Genomic DNA, 20,605 nt, shown 5'->3' on the forward strand with positions numbered 1-20,605 from the left:
AGCTCAGGTCCAGTAGTTTGAGAACATGCTCAAGCGACGCTTGAGCGGTGTCGGCAGATGCTGTTCGGCGTGGCCGAGGCGATAGCCCAACAGCTTCAGCGCGCTGCGCAGCAGCACTTCGGGTACACGTTGCAACTGGCCGGCGTCACGCAAGGCGCGCAACTCGGCCTGGACGTAACGCTTGCCTTCTCCACCCGCGCTGCCGAAGGCTTCGCGGATCCAGGGCTCGCGGCCATAAAACACGCCGATATCGAAATAACGGCGGAACTCCTGCATCAGACTGTAGCTGTGCGAATGCTGTACGCACGCACTGGCGGCGTAGCGCACCAGATAACCGTTGAGCAGCATGCGCGCCGCGACGTGGGCGTCCTCGCTGCCGATGACGTCCTCGGGAAAGCCGCCCACTGCTTGCAGGGCACTGCGCCGGTAGACGGAAAACGAGTCCGAACTGAAGCAGGTCTTGATCCCCAGCTCCCCGGCGTCGGCCAGGCTTTTGCTGCGGCTCTGCGGGCTGTAGTTGAAGTGGCGCGACTGCGCTTCGAGAATCCCGGCGCCGGGGTGCGGCAACTGACGACCGTAGGCGAGGCCGATCCGCGGGTCTTCTTCCAGTTCCTGGATCAGGTTGGCGAAGGTCTGGGGCGTGGCCGGAATCGCATCCTGGGTCAGCAGGATCAGCGCGTCGGCGTCCACCTGTTCGCTCGCCCAGCGGCGGGTGCCGCCATGGTTGAACTGCTGGGCGGCGATGACCTCCACCCGGGCACCGAACTGCCGGAAGCGGCTGACAGTGTCGTCCGTCGAGCTGCTGTCGACCACCAGCACGGTGTCCGGTTGCAGCGTCTGGGCGGCCAGCGCCGGCAGCAACCGATCGAGGTGCGCTCCGGCGTTGCGGGCGGGAATGATCAGCGCCACCTTCATCATGGTTTGACCTGCGCCGGGGCACGGCCATAGACGTCTTCGAAACGCACGATGTCGTCTTCGCCCAGGTACTCGCCGCTTTGCACTTCGATCATCACCAGGTCGATGATCCCGGGGTTGCTCAGGCGGTGTTTATGGCCGGCGGGGATATAGGTGGATTCGTTGCTGTTGAGCAGGACCTCCAGGTCGCCATTGGTGATCAGGGCGGCACCGCTGACCACGATCCAGTGCTCGCTGCGGTGATGGTGCATCTGCAGCGACAGCGACTCCTTGGGCTTGACCATGATGCGCTTGATCTTGAAGCGGCTGCTTTCCTCCAGCACGGTGTAGGTCCCCCATGGCCGGGTGACCGTGCGGTGCAGGCTGTAGGCGCTGTGGCCCAGGCGCTTGAGCTCGGTGACGATATGGCGCACGTCCTGGGTCCGCGAGGCGTCGGCCACCAGCAGCGCGTCCGGGGTGTCGACGATGATCAGGTCGCTGACGCCAACGGCGCCGAGCACACGCTTGGGCGAGTCGATATAGCAATTGCTCACGTCATGCAGGATGGCTTCGCCGTTGACCTGGTTGCCGGCGGCGTCGCTCGGGGTCAGCTGGCGCAACGCATCCCAGGAACCGATGTCGCTCCAGCCCAGGTCACAGGGCACCACGGCGACCCGCTCGGAGCGTTCCATCAGGGCCACGTCGATCGAAACGTCCGGGGCGCGGCTCAGGCTGTCGGCATCGAGTTCGCGCTGGCGGCAGTGCTTGTTGTCCAGGGTCATGCCTTGTTCCAGGCAGGCCCGGGCGGCGCTCAGCACTTCGGGAGCGTGCAGGGTCAGTTCCTGCAGCAGGGTATCGGCGCGGAAGCAGAACATCCCGGCGTTCCACAGGTAGTTGCCGCTGTCGACGTAGGCCTGGGCGGTGGCCAGGTTGGGTTTTTCGACAAAGCGCGCGACCTGGAAACCTTCCTTCAGCGCCGGGCCCTGTTCGATGTAGCCAAAACCGGTCTCGGGCTTGTCGGGCTGAATGCCGAAGGTCGCCAGGTAACCGTCTTCGGCGAGGCTGCGCGCCTTGCTCACGGCGGCGGCGAAGGCATCCTGGTCGAGGATCAGGTGGTCGGCCGGAAGGATCAGCAGCTGTGCCTCGTCGCCCCAGTACTCGCGCACATGCAGGGCCGCCACGGCAATGGCCACGGCAGTATTGCGCCCGAATGGCTCGAGCAGCAGGTCGAGGCCCAGCTTGCCCTGATTGACGCTGCGGTACTCGTCCAGCGAGCGGAACAACAGCTCGCGGTTGGTCACCGTGACCACGCAACTGACGTCCGCCAGGTTGCTGGCGCGGACGAAGGTTTTTTGCAGCAGGCTCTGCCCATCGCGCATGCGGATGAATGGCTTGGGCATGTTCTGTCGAGAGACAGGCCACAGGCGCGAGCCCGAGCCGCCGGAAATAATGCAAGGGATCAATCCAGTGAATGCGCTCATCAGTAGACTTCCTTCGTCGAAAGGACGGCCGGAACCGTCATGAAAACGATGTACAGATCCAGCCAGACCGACCACTTGGAGATGTAATCGAGGTCGTACTCCACTCGTTTCTGGATTTTCTGCAGGGTGTCGGTTTCTCCCCGGTAGCCATTGATCTGCGCCCAGCCGGTGATACCGGGCTTGACCCGGTGGCGCGAGCTGTATTCGCGCACCGCCTGTTCGAACGGCACGCCCGCCGCCTTGGTGGCGGTGGCATGGGGGCGAGGCCCGACAATCGACATGTTGCCCATCAGCACATTGAACAGCTGGGGCAACTCATCAATGCTGGTCTTGCGAATGAAGCGTCCGACCCGGGTGATCCGCGGGTCTTCGCGGGTGGTCTGCCGTTCGGCATTGAGGTCCGCCTGCTCGACATACATCGAGCGGAACTTGAACACGCGGATCAGCCGGTCGTTGTAGCCGTAGCGCTTTTGCCGGAACAGCACGGGGCCCTTGGAATCGAGCTTCACCGCCACGGCGGTGGCCAGCAGCACAGGGGACAACAGCACCAGGCCCAGCAGGGCGAGGATGATGTCCTCGCAGCGCTTGATCAGCGGCGCCCAGCCGCGCAACGGCAACTCCGAGGTGTTGAACATCAGGATGCCGCCGACATCGGTCATGCGGTTGTGGCCGAAGCGCAGGGTGGTGATGTCGGGCACCAGCGCGACATTCACTGACAACTGCCGCAGCCGCTGCACCAGCTCGCCGATGCGCGCGTGCGCGGCCCAGGGCAGGGCGATCAGGACCTGGTTGACCTGCTCGGAACGGATCAGCTCTTCCAGGTTCTGGGTGTTGCCCAGAAAGGGCAGGTCGCAGAAGGCCTTGGGCACGCGGTCGCTGCGATCGTCGATGAAACCGATCAGGCCGGAGCGGATATCGCCGTGGCGCTGCATGTGTTCGGCAAGGAATAGCGCGCTCTCGCTGAAACCGAGGATCACCGTGCGTTGCAGGTATTTGCCGCTGGCCATCCACGAGTGGAACAGGCGCAGCAGGAACAGACGCTCGATACCAAACAGCACGAGGCTGGCGATGAACCAGACAGCCAGGTCCTGCAGGCTGAAGACCGGCAGCAGGTGCAGCCCCAGGTACATGACCAGCAGGATGCAGAAGGCGGAGGTCCAGGCCACCAGCATCGTGCGCAGGCGCAGGCGATTGCTGAAGAACTCTTCGGAGTAGACCCCCTGGGCCTGGAATAGGATGACGGTGATCACGGCAAAGAACAGCAGCAGGCCAAGGACGGTTGGCCAGACATCCGCACTGGCGGATTCAAGACTCAGGAGCAGCAGGATTCCAGGCAGGGCGGCGGACAGGGCGTGCGTCAGTTTCACCCCCGAAATGAAGAGTTCCATGAATCCGGTTCGGGTCAGAAACCTGCTATCAATCGATTTCGTAAGCATCGAATCCCGTCGCTGCCAGGTAAAAACCCAGCTCTGTTAAGGGTGAAGCCACTACAGAGGCAGGCTGAAAAAACTAAGGCTTACTGCAAAAAAAGTCTGTTTTTTGGCGGCCTATGATGGCCAAACAATACTGCTTTTCTGCTTTGATGGTCAAGTAATTGACTAATTCTGGCAGATTAACCTTTTTTTTGCATTATGCATCGGTTTTTTGACGGTTTTGCGCATCCAGGACGAATGGCAGCCTGGGCATGTGTCACGAAGTTGGCTCATTCGTGAGCGAGGCGTGACGGATAAAATGGAGTGTTGTTCAGGGGGGGACTCTTGTCCAACCCGTGGCGATTTATTCCTTTTCGCCCGGGATTGCGGGCTTCCTGAAAGCTGGCGCAGCCCTCGGGCGGATGCCCTGGCGGTGTAGACTGAACGCTTGTGGACTAACCAAAGGAAGGGGAAAAACTGTGAGGTATTGGTCATTGCTGTTGCTGGGTTGCATGCCCTTGCTGGCGCATGCAGTGGAAGTCGGCGAGCGTCTGGCGCCCTGGACCTTGCTCGATCAATTCGACCGGGCCTATAGCCTCGACGGGCAGACCCGGACCCTGCTGGTGGCGCGCAGCATGGACGGCGCCAAGCTGGTCAACACCGCCTTGCAGGATCGTCCTGCGGGGTATCTGGAAGCGCGACACACGGTATTTGTCGCGGACATCCAGCGTATGCCGGCGGTGATCGCCAAGATGTTTGCGGTGCCGGCGATGCGTGATTATGGCTACCGGATCATGCTCGACCGTGACGGGCGGGTAGCGCCGCGCTACGCCGGGGCTGTGGATAAAGTCCTGTGGCTGCAACTCGACAATGGCCGGCTGGTGGCTCAACGGGAGTACGGCACGGCCGCCGAACTGCGTGCGGCGCTGGAGCAGGCGCAGCCATGATCAGCGCCGCGCTGCTGTCGCCGCTCACCCTCGGCGTCGGCTGGCTGATCTATGTGCCGGTGCTGGTCTGGGCCGCCTGGCGCGCGCCCTGGGTCGAGCTGTTCAGCGACAGCCGGCGCCAGCATCTGCTGTTCGGTACGGTGTTCGCCTTGTTCATGCTGTGGTTGGTGCGCCGGGATTTCGATACCGGCGTGTCCTATCACTTCATCGGCATGACGGCCGTGACCCTGTTGCTGGACTGGCCGCTGGCGATCGTCGGCGGGCTGATTGCCCAGGTGGGCCTGGTCGCGCTGGGCCGCCAGGACCTGGCTGCGGTCGGCATCAACGGCGCCTTGCTGATCCTGCTGCCGGTGCTGGTCACCGAATGCTGCGCAATCCTGGTAGAGCGCGCGCAGCCGCGTAATCCCTTTGTGTATATCTTCTGTTCCGGTTTTTTTGCCGCCGCGCTGTCGGCCTTGCTGTGCCTGTTGGTGGGCCTGGGGCTGCTGTGGTTCGACGGGCGTTTTGCCATGCCGGAATGGCTGGAAGACTTCATCGGCTACCTGTGGCTGATCATCTTTCCCGAGGCTTTCATCAACGGCATGGTGATCAGCGCCCTGGTGGTGTTCTGCCCCGAATGGCTGGAAACCTTCAACCGCACCCGTTACCTCTCGGCGCCCTGGAAGGACGACGATCCGCGTTCTTGATCCATATCAAACACGTTCGGTAGACGCGGTCCCATGCTCGGCAAAAACCGTTCGGGAGCAGGGTCATGAGTGTGTATGAATGGGCGCGGCAGGAAATACGCAGGAGTCTGGATACTGCGCAGGAAGAGGGTTTCGAACCGGGCTTGAGCCTGCGCGCCCTGCTCAGCGCGGTGGTGCAGGAGAGTCGGCGGGTGCGCAGCGCCGAGGATCTGGCCGACGAGTTGCAGTTTCTCGCGGAGAACCTCGACGATACGCAGGACTACGGTTTCATGCGGCCTTGAGGCTTCAGTGGGCGCGAGGCGGCAGGTCGTCGGAAAACAGATCGTCCTCGGCATCCGGGCTGACCGGAATCTTGTGTTCTTCGGCGGCCCAGGCGCCGAGGTCGATCAGTTTGCAGCGGTCCGAGCAGAACGGACGGTTGACGTTGCTCGCGGTCCACTCCACGGGCGCACCGCAGGTTGGACATTCCACGGTCAGGGGTTGGCTCATGACTGGCCTCCACGCAAGGTAAGGTAAAAGTGATGCAGGCGTTCGACCTCGCTGTGCAGCCAGGCGAGGTCGCGGTCGTTGACCAGCACATCGTCGGCATGGCTCAGGCGATCTTCGCGAGTCGCCTGGGCCTTGAGAATCGCCTGGATCTGCTGTTCGCTGATCCGGTCGCGTTGCAGGGTCCGCTCGATCTGCAGTTGTTGCGGCACATCGATCACCAGGATCCGTTGGGTCATCGCGTATTGTCCGGATTCGATCAGCAGCGGTGACACCAGAATCGCGTAGGGCGACTCGGCGCGGGCCAGGTGCGCGGCGATTTCATCGGCAATCAACGGATGCAGCAAGGCCTCCAGCCAGAGGCGTTGTTGCGGCACCTCGAAGATCAGCTTGCGCAGCGCCGCGCGGTCCAACTGGCCATCGGCCTGCAGCACGCTGTCGCCGAAATGCTCGGCAATGCGGGCCAGGGCCGGACGGCCGGGTTCCACCACCCAGCGGGCAGCGTGATCGGCATCCACCACATGGATGCCCAGGTCGATGAAGTGCTGGGCCGCAGCACTTTTGCCACTGCCGATACCGCCGGTAAGGCCGAGGATCCAGGGTTTGAAAACAGGCTTGGTCATCTGAAACCGACAAACTGCAAATAGGAGCCGGTTATTTGACCACCCCAGAGCAAGGCAATCCAGCCGGCAATGGCCAGAAAGGGACCGAAAGGGATAGGCGTGGACATTTGCGCACGGTTGCGGCGCAGCAGGGCGATCCCCGCCAGGGCTCCCGTCAGTGAGGCCAGCAGCAGGGTCATCGGCAGAATCTGCCAGCCGCCCCAGGCGCCGAACATGGCCAACAGCTTGAAATCACCGTGCCCCATGCCTTCCTTGCCGGTCAGCAGCTTGAACAACCAGTAAACCGACCACAGGCACAGGTAGCCGGCCACGGCGCCCCACAGCGCATCGTGGAGGCTGACGAACAGCTCGAAGCCATTGACGATCAGGCCCAGCCACAACAGCGGCAGCACCAGCACGTCGGGCAACAGCTGATGATCGGCATCGATCAGGCTCATCGCCAACAGGCCCCAGCTCAGCAGCAGCATCAGGACGGCCTGCCAACCAAAGCCGAAATGCCAGGCCACGAACGCCGAGGCCAGGCCGCAGGTCAGCTCCACCAGCGGGTAGCGCCGGCCGATCGGTGCCTGGCACGCGGAGCAGCGTCCGCGCAGCAGCAGGTAGCTGAACACCGGGATGTTTTCCCAGGGGCGGATCGAATGTGCGCAGTGAGGGCACTGGGAATGCGGGAGCAGCAGGTTGTAGGTCGGCCCGGCAGGTTCGACGGGCAGCCCCAGGATGTCACGGGCCTGGGCGTGCCAGTCGCGCTCGAGCATCTTTGGCAGGCGCCAGATCAGCACATTGAGAAAGCTGCCGACAATCAGGCCCAGGACCAGCATCGATGCTACGAAGACCAGCGGGTAGCTGGCCAGGACCTCAGTCAATGACATGTTCAGATCGCTGTGCCGAGTTGGAAGATGGGTAAGTACATGGCGACCACCAGGCCGCCGACGAGGGTGCCCAAAACTACCATGATCACGGGCTCCATGAGACTGCTCAGGGTGTCGACCAGGGTATCGACTTCTTCCTCGTAGTGGATCGCGACCTTTTCCAGCATGCCGTCCAGGGCCCCGGATTCTTCGCCGATGGCGGTCATCTGGATCGCCATGCCGGGAAAGATACCGGACGCGCGCATGGAAAAGTGCAACTGCATGCCGGTCGCCACGTCCTGCCTGATGCGGTTCACCGCATGCTTGAACACCTGGTTGCCGGTGGCCCCGGCCACCGAGCCCAGGGCCTCCACCAGCGGTACCCCGGCGGCGAAGGTGGTGGACAAGGTGCGGGCGTAGCGGGCCACCGCGGACTTGTACAGCAGCGGCGCTACCAACGGCAGTTTCAGCAGGGCCGCGTCCAGCCAGTGGCGAAAGCGCGGTGAGCGCCGGTGGGCATGACGCAGGCCGAACACGCTGAGCAACAGAGCGCCCGCCAGCAGCCACCACCAGTGCTGCACGAATTCCGAGAGGGCGATGACCAGTTGGGTGAACACCGGCAGTTGCGCGCCGAAGCCTTGGAACATCGACTGGAATTGCGGCACCACCTTGACCAGCAGGATCCCCGTGACCACCAGCGCCACGCAGATCACCGCCAGGGGATAGGTCATGGCCTTGCGGATTCGGGTCTTGAGGTTTTCGCTTTTTTCCTTGTAGGTCGCCACCCGCTCCAGCAGGGTTTCCAGGGCGCCGGCCTGCTCGCCGGCATCCACCAGGCTGCAGTACAGCTCGTCGAAATACCGCGGCCTCTTGCGCAGCGCACTGGTGAAACTGCTGCCGGCGGCGATGTCCTGTTTCAGTTCGGCCAGCAGTTTGCGCATGTTCGGGTTATCGAAGCCCTCGGCAATGATGTCGAACGATTGCAGCAGCGGTACGCCGGCCTTGATCAGGGTCGCCAACTGCCGGGTGAACAGGCTGATGTCGCGAGCCTTGATCGGGGGCGTGCGCTGGAACAGCGAGCTGGATTTCTTCCTGACCCTGGCTGGGCTGATGCCTTGCTTGCGCAACTGGGCCCTGATCAGCGAGGGGGTATGGCCGCTCAATTCGCCGCGCAGTTTGCTGCCTTGCCTGTCGGTGCCTTCCCACAGGTAAACACTGACTTTTGCTGCTTTGACCGCCATGGTGTCGAGTCCCGGTTGTGATGGATGTCCTCAGGGCCGGCAATGCCCTGTGCGTTAGCGAGTGGACCGCTGCGCGGGGCGCGGCGTCCGGCTCATAGAGTTTGAATGGCCCGATACGTTCCTTGGACGGCGGCGGGCAGTGAATGCAATCGAGGGTCGAGTGACAGCGTAGCCCGTCACGACGACCGGCCCAGGGCACTCGGCTGACAAAAAGTGTCAGATAGTGCGACTTCTGGCGCTCACTGCCGCAGGTCGGTGTCGCCAAAACCCCGTTCGCCCGGGGCCGCAGGCGCTGGCACAGGCTGTGCTATGGCTGTCTGGTGAGTGCCCAGACCCCTGGATATCCCCTGCTTGGAGCAGATAAATGAAGTATCAGAAAGGTTTTACCTTGATCGAGTTGCTGGTCGTCGTGGCGATCATTGGCATCCTGGCCACCTTTGCCATGCCGCTGTATTCCAAATACCAGGCGCGGGCCAAGGTCACCGCGGCATTGGCCGAAGCCTCGGCGCTGAAGGTCAACTTCGAGGACGTGCTGAACCAGGGCAGCGACCCGACCCTGGAGCTGGTGGGGGGCAAGGCGGCGACGTCGAACTGCACCATGACCGCCGCGGGCTCCGCCTCCACAGGAGCGGGAAGCATTGGCTGCACCATCCTCAATGCACCGGCGCCGGTGCTGAACAAGACCGTCACCCTGACTCGCACCACGGCCGATGGCTGGGTTTGCACCACCACTGTCCCCGCCGATTACTCCCCCAAGGGCTGCACCGCCAGTGGCAGTTGAGGTCGGTGCTTGCCTGCTCGGCGCGTGAAACACCACGCGCCACGGCGCCTTCTGGGAAAGTGTCGGAAATTCAGGAGGTTAGCTCGCCACTGGAAATGCAACTTGCATGCAGATTACTTGCCGATCATGCATTTTGCATGATCGCGAGTGTTTCGTTATTTTTATAAGTAATTGATATTTAATGGTTTTGTTGTTTTTCTGAACTTGGCATAACGCCTGCAATCTACTTAAGTAACCCTGCTGCCAGGACTTGGAGCAGGTTTTCCAGAAGAACAGGAGTTACTCGTATGAAGAAGTTCGCTATCGCTGCTGCAACTGCTACCGCTCTGACCCTGACCATGGCTAACGTTGCATTTGCCCAGACCACTCAAGCTACTCAGGCGCCAATGGTGCTCGCGGCGGGTGAAGTGACCAAGGCCAAGGAAGCCACTTCCGACACCTGGATCACCACCAAAGTCAAAGCGGATCTCGTAACTGAAAAAGGCATTCCTGGCACCGACATCAAGGTCGAAACCAACAAGGGTGTGGTTTCCCTGTCCTCCACCACTGCTCTGACCGCGGCGCAAAAAGAAACCGCAGTCAACATCGCCAAGAATATCAAGGGCGTGAAGGCGGTATCGGCTGACGGTTTGAAAACCGAGTAAGCCGCAAGCGTCTTTCCTGGACAGGGAGAAGAGGCGGTAGATGGTTCATCTACCGCTTCCTTGAAGGTTCATGCGAATGGCCACAGGGAGGTGGCTCCTTTTGTAGACAGAACAGGCCCCGGCACAGTGTGTCGGGGCCTGTTCTGTTTATGGCGGGGAGAACCGCAGGGCCGACCCGTTTCCGGGTCGGCGGGGAGGGTGGTTATTCGGCGTCCAGGTGCATGGGGGTAATGACCCGACCGTCGCTTTCGGCCTGGCCGAGGTTGGCGTCGATGAAGTAGACCCGGTCGTCCGCCAGTTGGCCCTTGTCCACCAGGAAGTCCTTGATGCTGCTGGCCCGTTCCTGGCCCAGCTGGCGCAACAGCGCATCGCTGCCACTCCAGAACTGGATCACGCCTTCACGCATTTTCGCGGTGCGTTCTTCCTTGCCCAGATCCTTCCATTCGGCCGGTGGCTGGGTCTTGAGGCGCGTGCGATAGATGCCTTCCAGCAGCGGACCTTTCTCGCCTTCCGGCACCTTCAGCAAGGATGCCTGGGCCGGCACCTTGTCGCCGCGACGCTGGAGCATCTTGTAGTAGTTGTACTGGTATTCCCGCTCCAGGCGTTGCTCGGCGATCAGCGGGCCATCGCTGCTCTGCGCGGCGGTACCTTCGATCTCCAGGCGCAGGGCCGGACGCTCCTTGAGCGCGTTGGACAGCTTGACCAGCGCCGCTTCCGATTCCGGGCTCAACTCGCTCGAGCCCGGGGCGAACGAGACGCTGCCCAGGTCTTCCGAACCACTGCCCGCGACCAGCCCGCCAATCAGTTTGAAGGGCGCGGCGGCAGCCTTGACGATCAGGTTGCGCAGGGTCTGCCAGACAATCGGCATGACGCTGAATTGCGGGTTGTTGAGGTCGCCGGTCACCGGCAGTTCGATGGAGATCTTGCCGTCGACATCCTTGAGCAGGGCGACCGCCAGTTTCAGGGGCAGGCTCACGGCATCCGGGCTGTCGACTTTTTCCCCCAGCTCCAGTTGTTCGACCACCACTTTGTTTTCGGCCTTGAGCTGGCCGTTGGTGATGACGTAGTGCAGGTCGAGGTTGAGCCGGCCCTTGCGGATACGGTAGCCGGCGAACTTGCCGGAGTAGGGGGTCAGGGTGGTCAGTTCGACGCGTTTGAAACTGGTGGCGATGTCCAGCGCGGCCATTGGATCGAACGGGTTCACGCTGCCCTTGATGGTGACCGGCGCATAACGATCGACCTTACCCTTGATATCGACACTGGCCGGTTTGGCCTGGCGGCTGTCGATGGTGCCGATCTGGCCGTTGAGTTGCTGGACGGCCGTGGCGAAGTTGGGGGTCAGGCTGAAGTCGGCGAAGTTGGCCGAACCATCGTTGATGGCGATCTGGCCGATATGGATGCCCAGGGGTTTTTCCTTGGCGGCCGGCTTGGCGGCACTTTTCGGTGCGCTGTCGGCCGGTTGCGGGATCAGCAAGTCATCGATGTTGGTGGTGCGGTCATCGTTGATCATGAAGCGCGCATAGGGCTGCAGCAGGTTGACCTTGTTGATCGTCAGGCTGTCGCCGTGCTGATAGTTCAGGCCTTCGAGCACCAGTTGCTGCCATTTCACGAAGTCGCGGGTTTTCAGGGTGTCCAGGGTGTGCAACTGGTCGACCTGGGCGCGGCCGGTCACGCTGAATGTCAGGGGATCGATGTTTTTCAGGTCCACCGCCAGGTCGCTGCCGAGCATGCCGCTGCGCAGCTCCAGGCGAATGAACGGGCTGATGTAGGACTGCGCGACCCGCAGGTCGATGTCTTTGGTCTGCACCGCCAGTTTGGCGGTGACCGGTTGCAGGTTGACCACACCGCTGGCGAGGATCTTGCCCTGCTTGCCCACCCCGGTGTCGAGCTTGAGGTTGAAGGGCGACTGGTTGAGGCTGTCGAAGTTCTGCACGTCGACGTTCAGCGGCCCGACCTCCAGCGCCACCGCCGGCTTGGCCTGGCGGTCCGCCAGGTGCACCTGGTAATTGCGCAGTTGCACGTCCTTGAGCAGCACCTGCCAGGGTTTGCCTGGCGCCGGGGGCGCTGGCTGCGGGCTATCGGCGGCGGCCGGAGCGGGCTTGGCCGCCGGTTTGGCCGGCTGGCTGGCGAACAGTTTCTGCCAGTCCAGTTGGCCATCGGCTTCCAGGGCTGCCCAGGTTTCCAGTTTCTGGCTGCGGATCTTGCCGACCACCACTTGCTGCTTGGCCAGGTCGACCGTGGTCTCACTGACGTCCAGGCGCTCCAGGCGGGCCAGTGGTTGACCGTCCGGGGCCTTGATGGCAAAGGGCGCGATGCTTACCGAAGCATCGCTGAGCAGCAATTCGGTTTCCTTGGACAGGTTCAGCTTGTAGCGGGTGTTGAGGTTCAGCACGCCGTCTTCGAGGACCAGGGGCAAGGCATCGCGGACATAGGGCCACCAGGCTTTCATCTGGCCGTCGGTGACTTTCAGGGTGCCTTCGGAGGCGATCGGGGTCAGGCTGAAATTACCGCTCCAATCGATCTGACCGCCCGCGGGGCCCGCGGCGACCAGAGTCATGTCGGCACTGTCATCGGGCAGGGTGCTGAGGTTCTTCAGCTCGAGATCGAGTTTGTCGTAGAGGAAATCGATGGGCTCGCTGGGCCGCGTGTCCTGGAAGTGCACATAACCGCCCGCCAGTTTGATGCGCTCGATACGCAGCGGGAACGGCTTGGCCTCGGGGTCGTCCGGAGTCGGTTCGCTGGCGGGCAGGTTGAACAGGCCCAGCAGGTTGAGCTTGCCGTCTTTGGCGAACAGGATCTCGCTCTTGGGTTTGTCCAGCTCGATATCGGCCAGGTGCAGCGCGCGGGTCCAGAGGCTGTCCAGTTGCAGGTTGGCGTAGAGACGCTCGAAGGCCACCTGCTCCTTGCCCGGCTCACCGATGTTCAGGCCCCAGAGCGTCAGTTCGAGGCTGAACGGGTTGAGTTCGATGCGCTGGATCTTTGCCGGTACCGTCGCGTAGTTGGCCAACTGTTGATTGGCCACCCGCAGGGCGATGCCCGGCAAAATCAGAAAGCCCAGCAGGCTGTACAGGGCGAGAGCGGTCAACAAGGCGCCGATAGCGCGGATCAATCCTTTGGACATGCGAGGCTTCATCTATCTGAATCGGAAGTGCGTTGGAGTATGGCATGCGTTTCCGGTTCCGAAACAATCCCATGACTGTCGCAAACAGGATTGTTCAGATTCCTCGCGGGAGATCAGAGATGCAGGATCAGGGTCTTGAGCGGCGGTTGCTGGTCCATGGAGGGGAAGTCGCGACCGGGTGTCAGCACCTGCCATTCGCGTACCGGGCGCCCGGCTTTTTCGGCGCAGCGCAGCACCTGTTCGCGCCAGTCGTCCAGGGTGACTTTCGCCAGGTTGTTGCAGCAGATCAGCACGCCATTGTCGGCGGTAGCCAGCAGGGCCGGCTTGAGCAGGCTCTGATAGTCACGCAGCAGGTCGACGGTGCCGAATGCACTCTTGGCCCAGGCCGGCGGGTCGAGCAGTACCAGGTCGTACTGGCGCTGTTCCAGGCGTGGGTAGCCGGGCAGCTTTTGCCCACGGCGCTGGGTGATAGGCAGGCCGGCCAGTTGCCGGATCGCCGGGAAGTAATCCGATTGCACGAACTGCATGGCCGGCAATTGCGGATTGAGCTGGCCGTTCTCGCGGCCGACCGCCAGGTTGCCCTCGGCGAAGTCCAGGTTGCACACCTCGCGGGCGCCACCTGCCGCGGCACTCAGGCCGACGCCGCAGGTATAGGCGAACAGGTTCAGCACACTCTTGCCGGCGCTGTGGGCCTTGACCCAGCCACGGGCGTTGCGCAGGTCGAGAAACAGCAGCGGGTCCTGGCCGGCATGGCGACCGCGTACCCGATAGTTCAAACCCCATTCGTGGCCGACCAGGTCTTGCAGCGCCTGTTCTTCGGCGCGGTAAACCGGGTCTTCGCGGTCGATGCGTGAATTGCCCCGGGAGCGGTCGTTGTAGACCAGCAGGGTGTCCAGGCCCAGCTGCTTCTGGACGGTCTCGTGCAATTGCAGCAAGGCCTCGCGTTCCAGCGTCTGGTGAAAACTCTGCACCAGCAGCTGTGGGCCGTAACGGTCGATGGTCAGGCCCCCGGCGCCTTCCTGGCTGCCATGGAACAGCCGATAGCAGTCGGTGCCTTGCTGATGCAGCTCGGCGAGCAGGTCCTGGCGATGATCGAGGGCGGCGCGCAGCGCCTGATTCAAGGAAGACATGCGGGCGCCTTGCGGATGATTGGGCGGGGCAGTCTACCAGCTTCGCCCTTCCCTGTAGGAGCGTCGACCGGCCGCTCCTACAGAAAGGGCGTGGGGTTAGCGTTCGATGGCCAATGCCACGCCCTGGCCGCCACCGATGCACAGGGTCGCCAGGCCTTTCCTGGCATCGCGCTTGAGCATTTCGTGCAGGAGGGTCACCAGCACCCGGCAGCCCGAGGCGCCGATCGGGTGGCCGAGGGCGATGGCGCCGCCGTTGACGTTGACCTTGCTCGCATCCCAACCCAGTTCCTTGCCCACCGACAGCGACTGGGCGGCGAAGGCTTCGTTGGCTTCGATCAGGTCCAGTTGCTCCAGGGACCAGCCGGCCTTGTCCAGGCAGCGACGGGTGGCCGACACCGGGCCGATGCCCATGATCGCCGGGTCGACGCCAGCGTTGGCGTAGGCGGCGATCTTCGCCAGCACCGGCAGGCCCAGGGCCTTGGCCTTGGCGGCGCTCATCAGGATCACCGCGGCGGCGCCGTCGTTCAGCGACGAAGCGTTGCCGGCGGTGACCGTGCCGTCTTTCTTGAAGGCTGGCTTGAGCTTGCCCAGGGATTCGGCGGTGGTGCCGGCGCGCGGCTGCTCGTCGGTGGCGAAGGCCACGGGGTCGCCCTTGCGCTGGGGAATCAGGATCGGGGTGATCTCATCGACAAAACGCCCGCCCTCGATGGCGGCCACGGCCTTCTGCTGCGAGGCGGCGGCAAAGGCGTCCTGGGCTTCGCGGCTGATGCCGTATTTGTCCACCAGGTTCTCGGCGGTGATGCCCATGTGGTAGTCGTTGAAGGCGTCCCACAGGCCGTCGCTGATCATGGTGTCGACGATCTGGCTATGGCCCATGCGCAGGCCGGTGCGGGCGCCGGGCAGCACGTAGTTGGCCAGGCTCATGTTCTCCTGGCCGCCGGCGATGATCACCTCGGCGTCGCCGCAGCGGATCGCCTGGGCGCCCAGGTGCAGGGCCTTGAGGCCGGAGCCGCAGACCTTGTTCAGGGTCAGCGCCGGCACGGCGTGGGGCAGGCCGGCCTTGATCGCGGCCTGGCGCGCGGGGTTCTGCCCGGCGCCGGCGGTGAGCACCTGGCCCATGATCACTTCATCGACCTGGGCGCCGTCCAGGCCGGTCTGGGCCAGCAGCTGGCGGATCACCGCGGCGCCGAGGTCGACCGCGGAAATGTTCGCCAGCGAACCCTGGAAACTGCCAACCGCGGTGCGGGTGGCGGCAACGATTACGACGTCTTGCATGGCGCGAATCCTCATTGCTATGGGCGGCATCGGTCGGTGGCTATGGACAGGGGACCGATGCGCGAGAACTTGGAAAATCATGGTTGCATAGAAGGTCGCGACGCCGCCAATCGCGAACCGATGGGTCGCGTTCTGTTCGCCCGGTCGGGTATTACAGGCCCATGCGCCGGCGTGCGCGATGTATCGAGCCATTGCGCACCGCCCAGCGCAGCATCGGCGCACTGCGGTTGACGCTGGCGCGGATCAGCTGGCGTTGCAGCAGACCCTGGTTGACGCCCAGCATGTCGCTGGCCCAGTCGGGCAGCAGGTCGATGCCGGCCTGCATCATCAACGAGCCGAATGGCTTGGCCAGGCGGCTTGGGGCCGGTGCCGCGAGTAGCAGGCGTAGCACTTCGCGGCTGCGTTCATCGCAAAGCAACTGAGGGCGCATCCCGGCCAGGTACGCCGCCACGGCCCGGTGCGAGCGCGGCACATCGCTGGCGCCAAGACGCTCGGCGATCAGCGCGACTTCCCCGTAGTAACGGTCCTGGTTGGCAGGCGACAGCTGCGGATTGCGATAGCGCAGATGCGCCGCCAGAAAGCTGCTGACTTCGGCCACATGCACCCAGGTCAGCAACTGCGGATCGCTGGCGGCATAGGGCCGGCCGTCTGGCGCGTGGCCGACGATCTGCAGGTGAATGGTGCGCACCTTGTCGATCAGCCATTCGGCATCCTGCCGCGAGCCGAAGGTGGTGCCGGAAATGAACTGCGCGGTACGCCGCAGGCGCCCGATCATGTCTTCCCGGAAATTCGAGTGATCCCAGACCCCGGCCAGGGCCAGCGGGTGCAGGGCCTGCATCAACAAGGCGCTGATGCCGCCGATCAGCATGCTGCTGAAATCGCCATGCACCTGCCAGCAGATAGCGTCCGGGCCGAACAGGCCCGGGTCGCCCTTGGGGTTGTCCAGGTCGAGCTGACCCAGTGACAGGCCACCCAGGCTCATCACCTGGGTTTCGATACGACTGCGAATGAATTCCATACCGCTTGGCTGTTCCTTGGTTGAGGCCCGAGGCCTCGCTCAGAGGTTCAGGCGTTTATCGATCAGGCCCTCGACCACGCTCGGGTCGGCCAGGGTCGAGGTATCGCCCAGGCTGTCGAGTTCGTTGCAGGCGATCTTGCGCAGGATACGCCGCATGATCTTGCCCGAGCGGGTTTTCGGCAAGGCCGGTGCCCACTGGATCAACTCCGGCTTGGCGAAACTGCCGATCTCGCGGCTGACCAGGCTCAACAGCTCCTTCTTCAACTCGTCGCTGGGCTCGACGCCATTCATCGGGGTGACAAAGGCATAGATGCCCTGGCCCTTGAGGTCATGGGGATAACCGACCACCGCGGCCTCGGCGATGCTGTCATGCAGGACCAGGGCGCTCTCGACCTCGGCGGTACCGATGCGATGCCCGGAGACGTTGATCACGTCGTCGATGCGCCCGGTGATCCAGTAATCGCCGTCTTCATCGCGCCGCGCGCCGTCGCCGGTGAAGTAGTAGCCCGGGTAGGGTTTGAAATAGGTCTCGACCATGCGCTGCGGGTCGCCGTAGACACTGCGGATCTGCGCCGGCCAACTGGCCTTGATCGCCAGGATGCCGCTGCCGGCGCCGCTGATTTCCTTGCCGTGCTCGTCCAGCAGCACCGGCTGCACACCGAACATCGGGCGGGTGGCGCAGCCCGGCTTGATGTGGCTGGCGCTGACCAGCGGGCTGAGCATGATGCCGCCGGTTTCGGTCTGCCACCAGGTATCGACAATCGGGCAGCGCTGCTCGCCGACGCTATTGAAATACCACTCCCAGGCTTCCGGGTTGATCGGCTCGCCGACACTGCCCAGCAGGCGCAGGCTGCTGCGCGAGGTGTGCTGCAGCGGCTCGGGGCCTTCGCGCATCAGTGCGCGCAAGGCGGTGGGGGCGGTGTAGAAGATGTTCACCCGGTGCTTGTCGATGACTTCCCAGAAGCGCGAGCTGCTTGGGTAGCTGGGCACGCCCTCGAAGATCAGGCTGGTCGCGCCATTGGCCAGCGGGCCGTAGACGATGTAACTGTGGCCGGTGACCCAGCCGACATCGGCGGTGCACCAGAAGACTTCGCCTTCGCGGTAGTCCAGTACGTATTTGAAGGTCATCGCCGCTTGCAGCAAGTAGCCGCCGGTGGTGTGCAGCACGCCTTTGGGTTTGCCGGTGCTGCCGGAGGTGTAGAGGATGAACAGCGGGTCTTCGGCGTCCATCGGTTGCGGCGGGCAGTCGTCTTCGACACCGCGCAGGGCCTGGTGATACCAGAGGTCGCGGCCTTCGACCCAGTTCACCGGGTTCTGGGTGCGCTCGACCACCACCACCGTGCTGACGTTCGGGCAGCTTTGCAGGGCCTTGTCGACGTTGTTTTTCAAGGGCACGAACTTGCCGCCGCGTACCCCTTCGTCAGCGGTGATCACGGTGCGGCAGTCGGCATCGAGAATGCGGTCGCGCAGCGCGTCCGGAGAGAATCCGCCAAAGACCACCGAGTGCACCGCGCCGATACGGGTGCAGGCGAGCATGGCGTAGGCCGCCTCGGGAATCATCGGCATGTAGATGCAGACCCGGTCGCCTTTTTTCACGCCGCGGCTTTTCAGGACGTTGGCCAGGCGGCAGACGTAGTGATGGAGTTTTTTGTAGGTGATTTGCAGCGACTCGGCGGGGTCGTCGCCTTCCCAGATGATCGCCACCTGATCGCCGCGTTTTTCCAGGTGGCGGTCGATGCAGTTGTAGCTGACGTTCAACTGGCCGCCGGCGAACCAGCTGGCGGCGCCGGTTTTCAGGTCATAGCGCTGCACGGTTTGCCAGGGGGCGCTCCAGTCGAGAAAGCGGGTGGCCTGTTCGGCCCAGAAGGTGCTGGGGTGCTCGATGGATTCGCGGTACAGCCGCTGGTAGTCGTCCTGACTCAATTGCGCAGCCCGGCGGACGGCATCGGCTTGGGGGAACATGCTGATATCGAACATGACGGTTCCTTATTCTTGTTTTAGCGACAAGCGATAAAGATGCGCCTTGATCGGAAGGGGTTCAAGGGGAGGGCGGTCTTGGGCGACCGATCGTGAATCGGCCCGCTGCTGCGCAATGGAAGGGTTTGCGTAGCAGCGGGCCGGTTCGCGAGGGGATGTTCCAGCGGGCTATCAGCCGCGGTGGCGACCGCGGAAGTAGTTGATCAGGCCCTGGGTCGAAGCATCCTCGGCCGGGGTTTCTTCGCTGCCGACCAGGCGGTTGTAGACGCCCTTGCCCAGCTCTTTGCCCAGCTCCACGCCCCATTGGTCGAAGGCGTTGATGCCCCAGATCACGCTCTGCACGAAAACCTTGTGTTCGTACATCGCCACCAGCGCGCCCAGGCGGCGCGGACTGATGCGTTCGACCACCAGGGTGTTGCTCGGACGGTTGCCCGGGATCACCTTGTGCGGTGCCAGCTTCTGGACTTCGGCCTCGCTCATGCCTTTTTCACGCAACTCGGCTTCGGCCTCGGCGCGGGTCTTGCCGAGCATCAGCGCCTGGCTTTGCGACAGGCAGTTGGCGTACAGCCACTGGTGATGGTCGGCGACCGGGTTGAAGCTGACGATAGGCACGATGAAGTCGGCCGGGATCAACTGGGTGCCCTGGTGCAACAGCTGGTGGTACGCGTGCTGACCGTTGCAGCCCACGCCACCCCAGATCACCGGGCCGGTGTCGGTGGAAACCGGCGTGCCGTCCTGGCGCACGCTCTTGCCGTTGGATTCCATGTCCAGCTGCTGCAAGTGCTTGGTGATGTTGCGCAGATAGTGGTCGTACGGCAGGATCGCGTGGCTTTGCGCGCCCCAGAAATTGCCGTACCACACGCCCAGCAGGGCCAGGAGGACCGGCATGTTCTGCTCGAACGGCGCGGTCTGGAAATGCTGGTCCATGGTGTAGGCGCCGGACAGCAGTTCCTTGAAGTTGGACATGCCGATGGCCAGGGCGATCGGCAGGCCGATGGCCGACCACAGCGAGTAACGCCCGCCGACCCAGTCCCACATCGGGAAGATGTTCTCTTCGCGGATGCCGAAGGCCACGGCGGCGGCGTTGTTGCTCGACACCGCGATGAAGTGGCGATACAGCTCGGCCTCGGAACCGCCCTGAGCCAGGTACCAGGCGCGTGCGGCCTGGGCGTTCTTCAGGGTTTCCAGGGTGTTGAAGGATTTCGACGAGACGATGAACAGCGTGGTTTCGGCGCGGATCTTCGACGACAGTTCGTGGAATTCGCTGCCGTCGATATTGGCCAGGTAATGGCAACGCACGCCTTTCTGGGCGTAGGACAACAGGGCTTCGGACACCAGCTCGGGGCCGAGGAACGAACCGCCGATGCCGATGTTGACCACGTCGGTGATCGGCTTCTCGGTGTAGCCGCGCCACAGGCCGTCATGGATGCGCCCGACCAGTTCGGTGATCTGGTTCAGCACCTTGTGCACTTCCGGCATCACGTTGACGCCGTTGACCGACAGCTTGTCGCCCACTGGACGGCGCAGGGCGGTGTGCAGGGCCGGACGGCCTTCGGAAGAGTTGACCAGCTCACCGGCGAACAGCGCCTTGATCGCATCCTGCAGACCGGCTTCATTGGCCAGGCCCACCAGCAGGTTGCGGGTTTCGGGGGTGATCAGGTTCTTCGAGTAATCGAGAAAAAGCCCACAGCCGCTGAGGCTGAATTGATGAAAGCGCTGCGGGTCGGCATTGAAGGCCTCGCGCATGCTGAAATCCTGCATGGCTTGGCGGTGGTCATTCAACGCTTGCCAGGCGGGCAGAGCGGTAACGTCGTGAGGAGTGCGGTAGTACGCCATCGCTGCGGTTTTCCTTTTACTTGAACTGCCTGTTGGACACTGAAAAGCCCGGAACGTCCTGCTTGAAGAATAACGTTCGGTCAAACCTGCGCTGACACGATTAAGCACGCAGGGCGATTACAGTAACTCTCGCGTGCTGATCTGTCTTGGCTTTGTCTGACCTGCGGCCGGTACTTTTTTATACCGGCGCCTCAGAGCCGCGCAA

Annotated in this window: 18 protein-coding genes; 5 read left to right on the forward strand and 13 right to left on the reverse strand. The window is 63.1% G+C overall.

The features are described from left to right. Window positions 1-3: 3 nt before the first annotated feature. Genes NRG23_RS23895 through NRG23_RS23905 form a run of 3 tightly spaced genes read right to left on the reverse strand, consistent with a single transcriptional unit; the run spans window position 4 to window position 3,811 of the window. A complete protein-coding gene (locus NRG23_RS23895; RefSeq protein ID WP_016703673.1) occupies window positions 4-915 on the reverse strand; it encodes a glycosyltransferase family 2 protein in 912 nt (303 codons plus the stop codon). Continuing rightward, on the reverse strand, window positions 915-2,375 hold the full coding sequence (locus NRG23_RS23900) for a mannose-1-phosphate guanylyltransferase/mannose-6-phosphate isomerase (RefSeq protein ID WP_198919392.1): 1,461 nt from the start codon (window positions 2,373-2,375) through the stop codon (window positions 915-917). Before NRG23_RS23900 ends, NRG23_RS23895 begins: the two co-directional genes overlap by 1 nt. After that, window positions 2,375-3,811, reverse strand: coding sequence for an undecaprenyl-phosphate glucose phosphotransferase (locus tag NRG23_RS23905; protein WP_009050914.1), 1,437 nt, complete (start codon window positions 3,809-3,811; stop codon window positions 2,375-2,377). The genes NRG23_RS23900 and NRG23_RS23905 overlap by 1 nt, the downstream gene beginning before the upstream one ends. Window positions 3,812-4,266: 455 nt before the next feature. On the opposite strand from NRG23_RS23905, the gene NRG23_RS23910 reads away from it, so the two are divergent. The 3 genes from NRG23_RS23910 to NRG23_RS23920 all read left to right on the forward strand — a co-directional run bounded on the left by NRG23_RS23910 (window position 4,267) and on the right by NRG23_RS23920 (window position 5,701). Then, entirely contained in the window at window positions 4,267-4,734 is a 468-nt protein-coding gene (locus NRG23_RS23910; RefSeq protein WP_016703672.1) for a hypothetical protein, read from the forward strand. Beyond that, window positions 4,731-5,420, forward strand: a complete 690-nt coding sequence (locus NRG23_RS23915; RefSeq protein WP_110177023.1) for an energy-coupling factor ABC transporter permease — start codon at window positions 4,731-4,733, stop codon at window positions 5,418-5,420. Before NRG23_RS23910 ends, NRG23_RS23915 begins: the two co-directional genes overlap by 4 nt. A 65-nt stretch (window positions 5,421-5,485) precedes the next feature. Further along, entirely contained in the window at window positions 5,486-5,701 is a 216-nt protein-coding gene (locus NRG23_RS23920) for a hypothetical protein (RefSeq protein ID WP_009050911.1), read from the forward strand. A 4-nt stretch (window positions 5,702-5,705) separates the two neighbouring features. Here the strand turns inward: NRG23_RS23920 and yacG are convergent, their stop codons facing one another. Genes yacG through NRG23_RS23940 form a run of 4 tightly spaced genes read right to left on the reverse strand, consistent with a single transcriptional unit; the run spans window position 5,706 to window position 8,618 of the window. Next, entirely contained in the window at window positions 5,706-5,909 is a 204-nt protein-coding gene (gene yacG / locus NRG23_RS23925) for a DNA gyrase inhibitor YacG (RefSeq protein WP_009045670.1), read from the reverse strand. Further along, window positions 5,906-6,529: a dephospho-CoA kinase gene (coaE, locus tag NRG23_RS23930; protein WP_009045669.1), complete on the reverse strand. Its 624-nt coding sequence runs from the start codon at window positions 6,527-6,529 to the stop codon at window positions 5,906-5,908. Before coaE ends, yacG begins: the two co-directional genes overlap by 4 nt. Next, window positions 6,526-7,398 (reverse strand): A24 family peptidase, encoded by an 873-nt coding sequence (locus NRG23_RS23935; protein WP_009050909.1) that lies wholly within the window; start codon window positions 7,396-7,398, stop codon window positions 6,526-6,528. The genes coaE and NRG23_RS23935 overlap by 4 nt, the downstream gene beginning before the upstream one ends. A 2-nt stretch (window positions 7,399-7,400) precedes the next feature. Beyond that, a complete protein-coding gene (locus NRG23_RS23940) occupies window positions 7,401-8,618 on the reverse strand; it encodes a type II secretion system F family protein (protein WP_257372457.1) in 1,218 nt (405 codons plus the stop codon). A gap of 364 nt (window positions 8,619-8,982) precedes the next feature. On the opposite strand from NRG23_RS23940, the gene NRG23_RS23945 reads away from it, so the two are divergent. Both NRG23_RS23945 and NRG23_RS23950 read left to right on the forward strand, forming a co-directional pair. After that, complete coding sequence (locus tag NRG23_RS23945; RefSeq protein ID WP_009050907.1) at window positions 8,983-9,399, forward strand: pilin; 417 nt, start codon at window positions 8,983-8,985, stop codon at window positions 9,397-9,399. Window positions 9,400-9,686: 287 nt separating this feature from the next. Next, a complete protein-coding gene (locus NRG23_RS23950) occupies window positions 9,687-10,043 on the forward strand; it encodes a BON domain-containing protein (protein WP_009050906.1) in 357 nt (118 codons plus the stop codon). A 202-nt stretch (window positions 10,044-10,245) separates the two neighbouring features. Here the strand turns inward: NRG23_RS23950 and NRG23_RS23955 are convergent, their stop codons facing one another. From NRG23_RS23955 to pgi, 6 genes are all read right to left on the reverse strand, one after another. Then, window positions 10,246-13,164, reverse strand: a complete 2,919-nt coding sequence (locus NRG23_RS23955) for a DUF748 domain-containing protein (RefSeq protein WP_257372460.1) — start codon at window positions 13,162-13,164, stop codon at window positions 10,246-10,248. A 113-nt stretch (window positions 13,165-13,277) separates the two neighbouring features. After that, entirely contained in the window at window positions 13,278-14,294 is a 1,017-nt protein-coding gene (locus NRG23_RS23960) for a class I SAM-dependent rRNA methyltransferase (RefSeq protein WP_016703669.1), read from the reverse strand. Window positions 14,295-14,390: 96 nt separating this feature from the next. Continuing rightward, window positions 14,391-15,569 carry an acetyl-CoA C-acetyltransferase gene (locus tag NRG23_RS23965; RefSeq protein ID WP_257372461.1) on the reverse strand — a complete coding sequence of 393 codons (1,179 nt, stop codon included), beginning with the start codon at window positions 15,567-15,569 and terminating at the stop codon, window positions 14,391-14,393. A gap of 151 nt (window positions 15,570-15,720) precedes the next feature. Then, window positions 15,721-16,587, reverse strand: a complete 867-nt coding sequence (locus tag NRG23_RS23970; RefSeq protein ID WP_257372463.1) for an oxygenase MpaB family protein — start codon at window positions 16,585-16,587, stop codon at window positions 15,721-15,723. A gap of 39 nt (window positions 16,588-16,626) precedes the next feature. Further along, window positions 16,627-18,564 (reverse strand): acetate--CoA ligase, encoded by a 1,938-nt coding sequence (gene acs / locus NRG23_RS23975; protein ID WP_124302165.1) that lies wholly within the window; start codon window positions 18,562-18,564, stop codon window positions 16,627-16,629. A gap of 171 nt (window positions 18,565-18,735) precedes the next feature. After that, window positions 18,736-20,400 carry a glucose-6-phosphate isomerase gene (pgi, locus tag NRG23_RS23980; protein ID WP_009050900.1) on the reverse strand — a complete coding sequence of 555 codons (1,665 nt, stop codon included), beginning with the start codon at window positions 20,398-20,400 and terminating at the stop codon, window positions 18,736-18,738. Window positions 20,401-20,605: the final 205 nt, after the last annotated feature.

This window comes from Pseudomonas sp. T8 (assembly GCF_024610635.1).
Lineage (GTDB): Bacteria > Pseudomonadota > Gammaproteobacteria > Pseudomonadales > Pseudomonadaceae > Aquipseudomonas > Aquipseudomonas chlororaphis_I.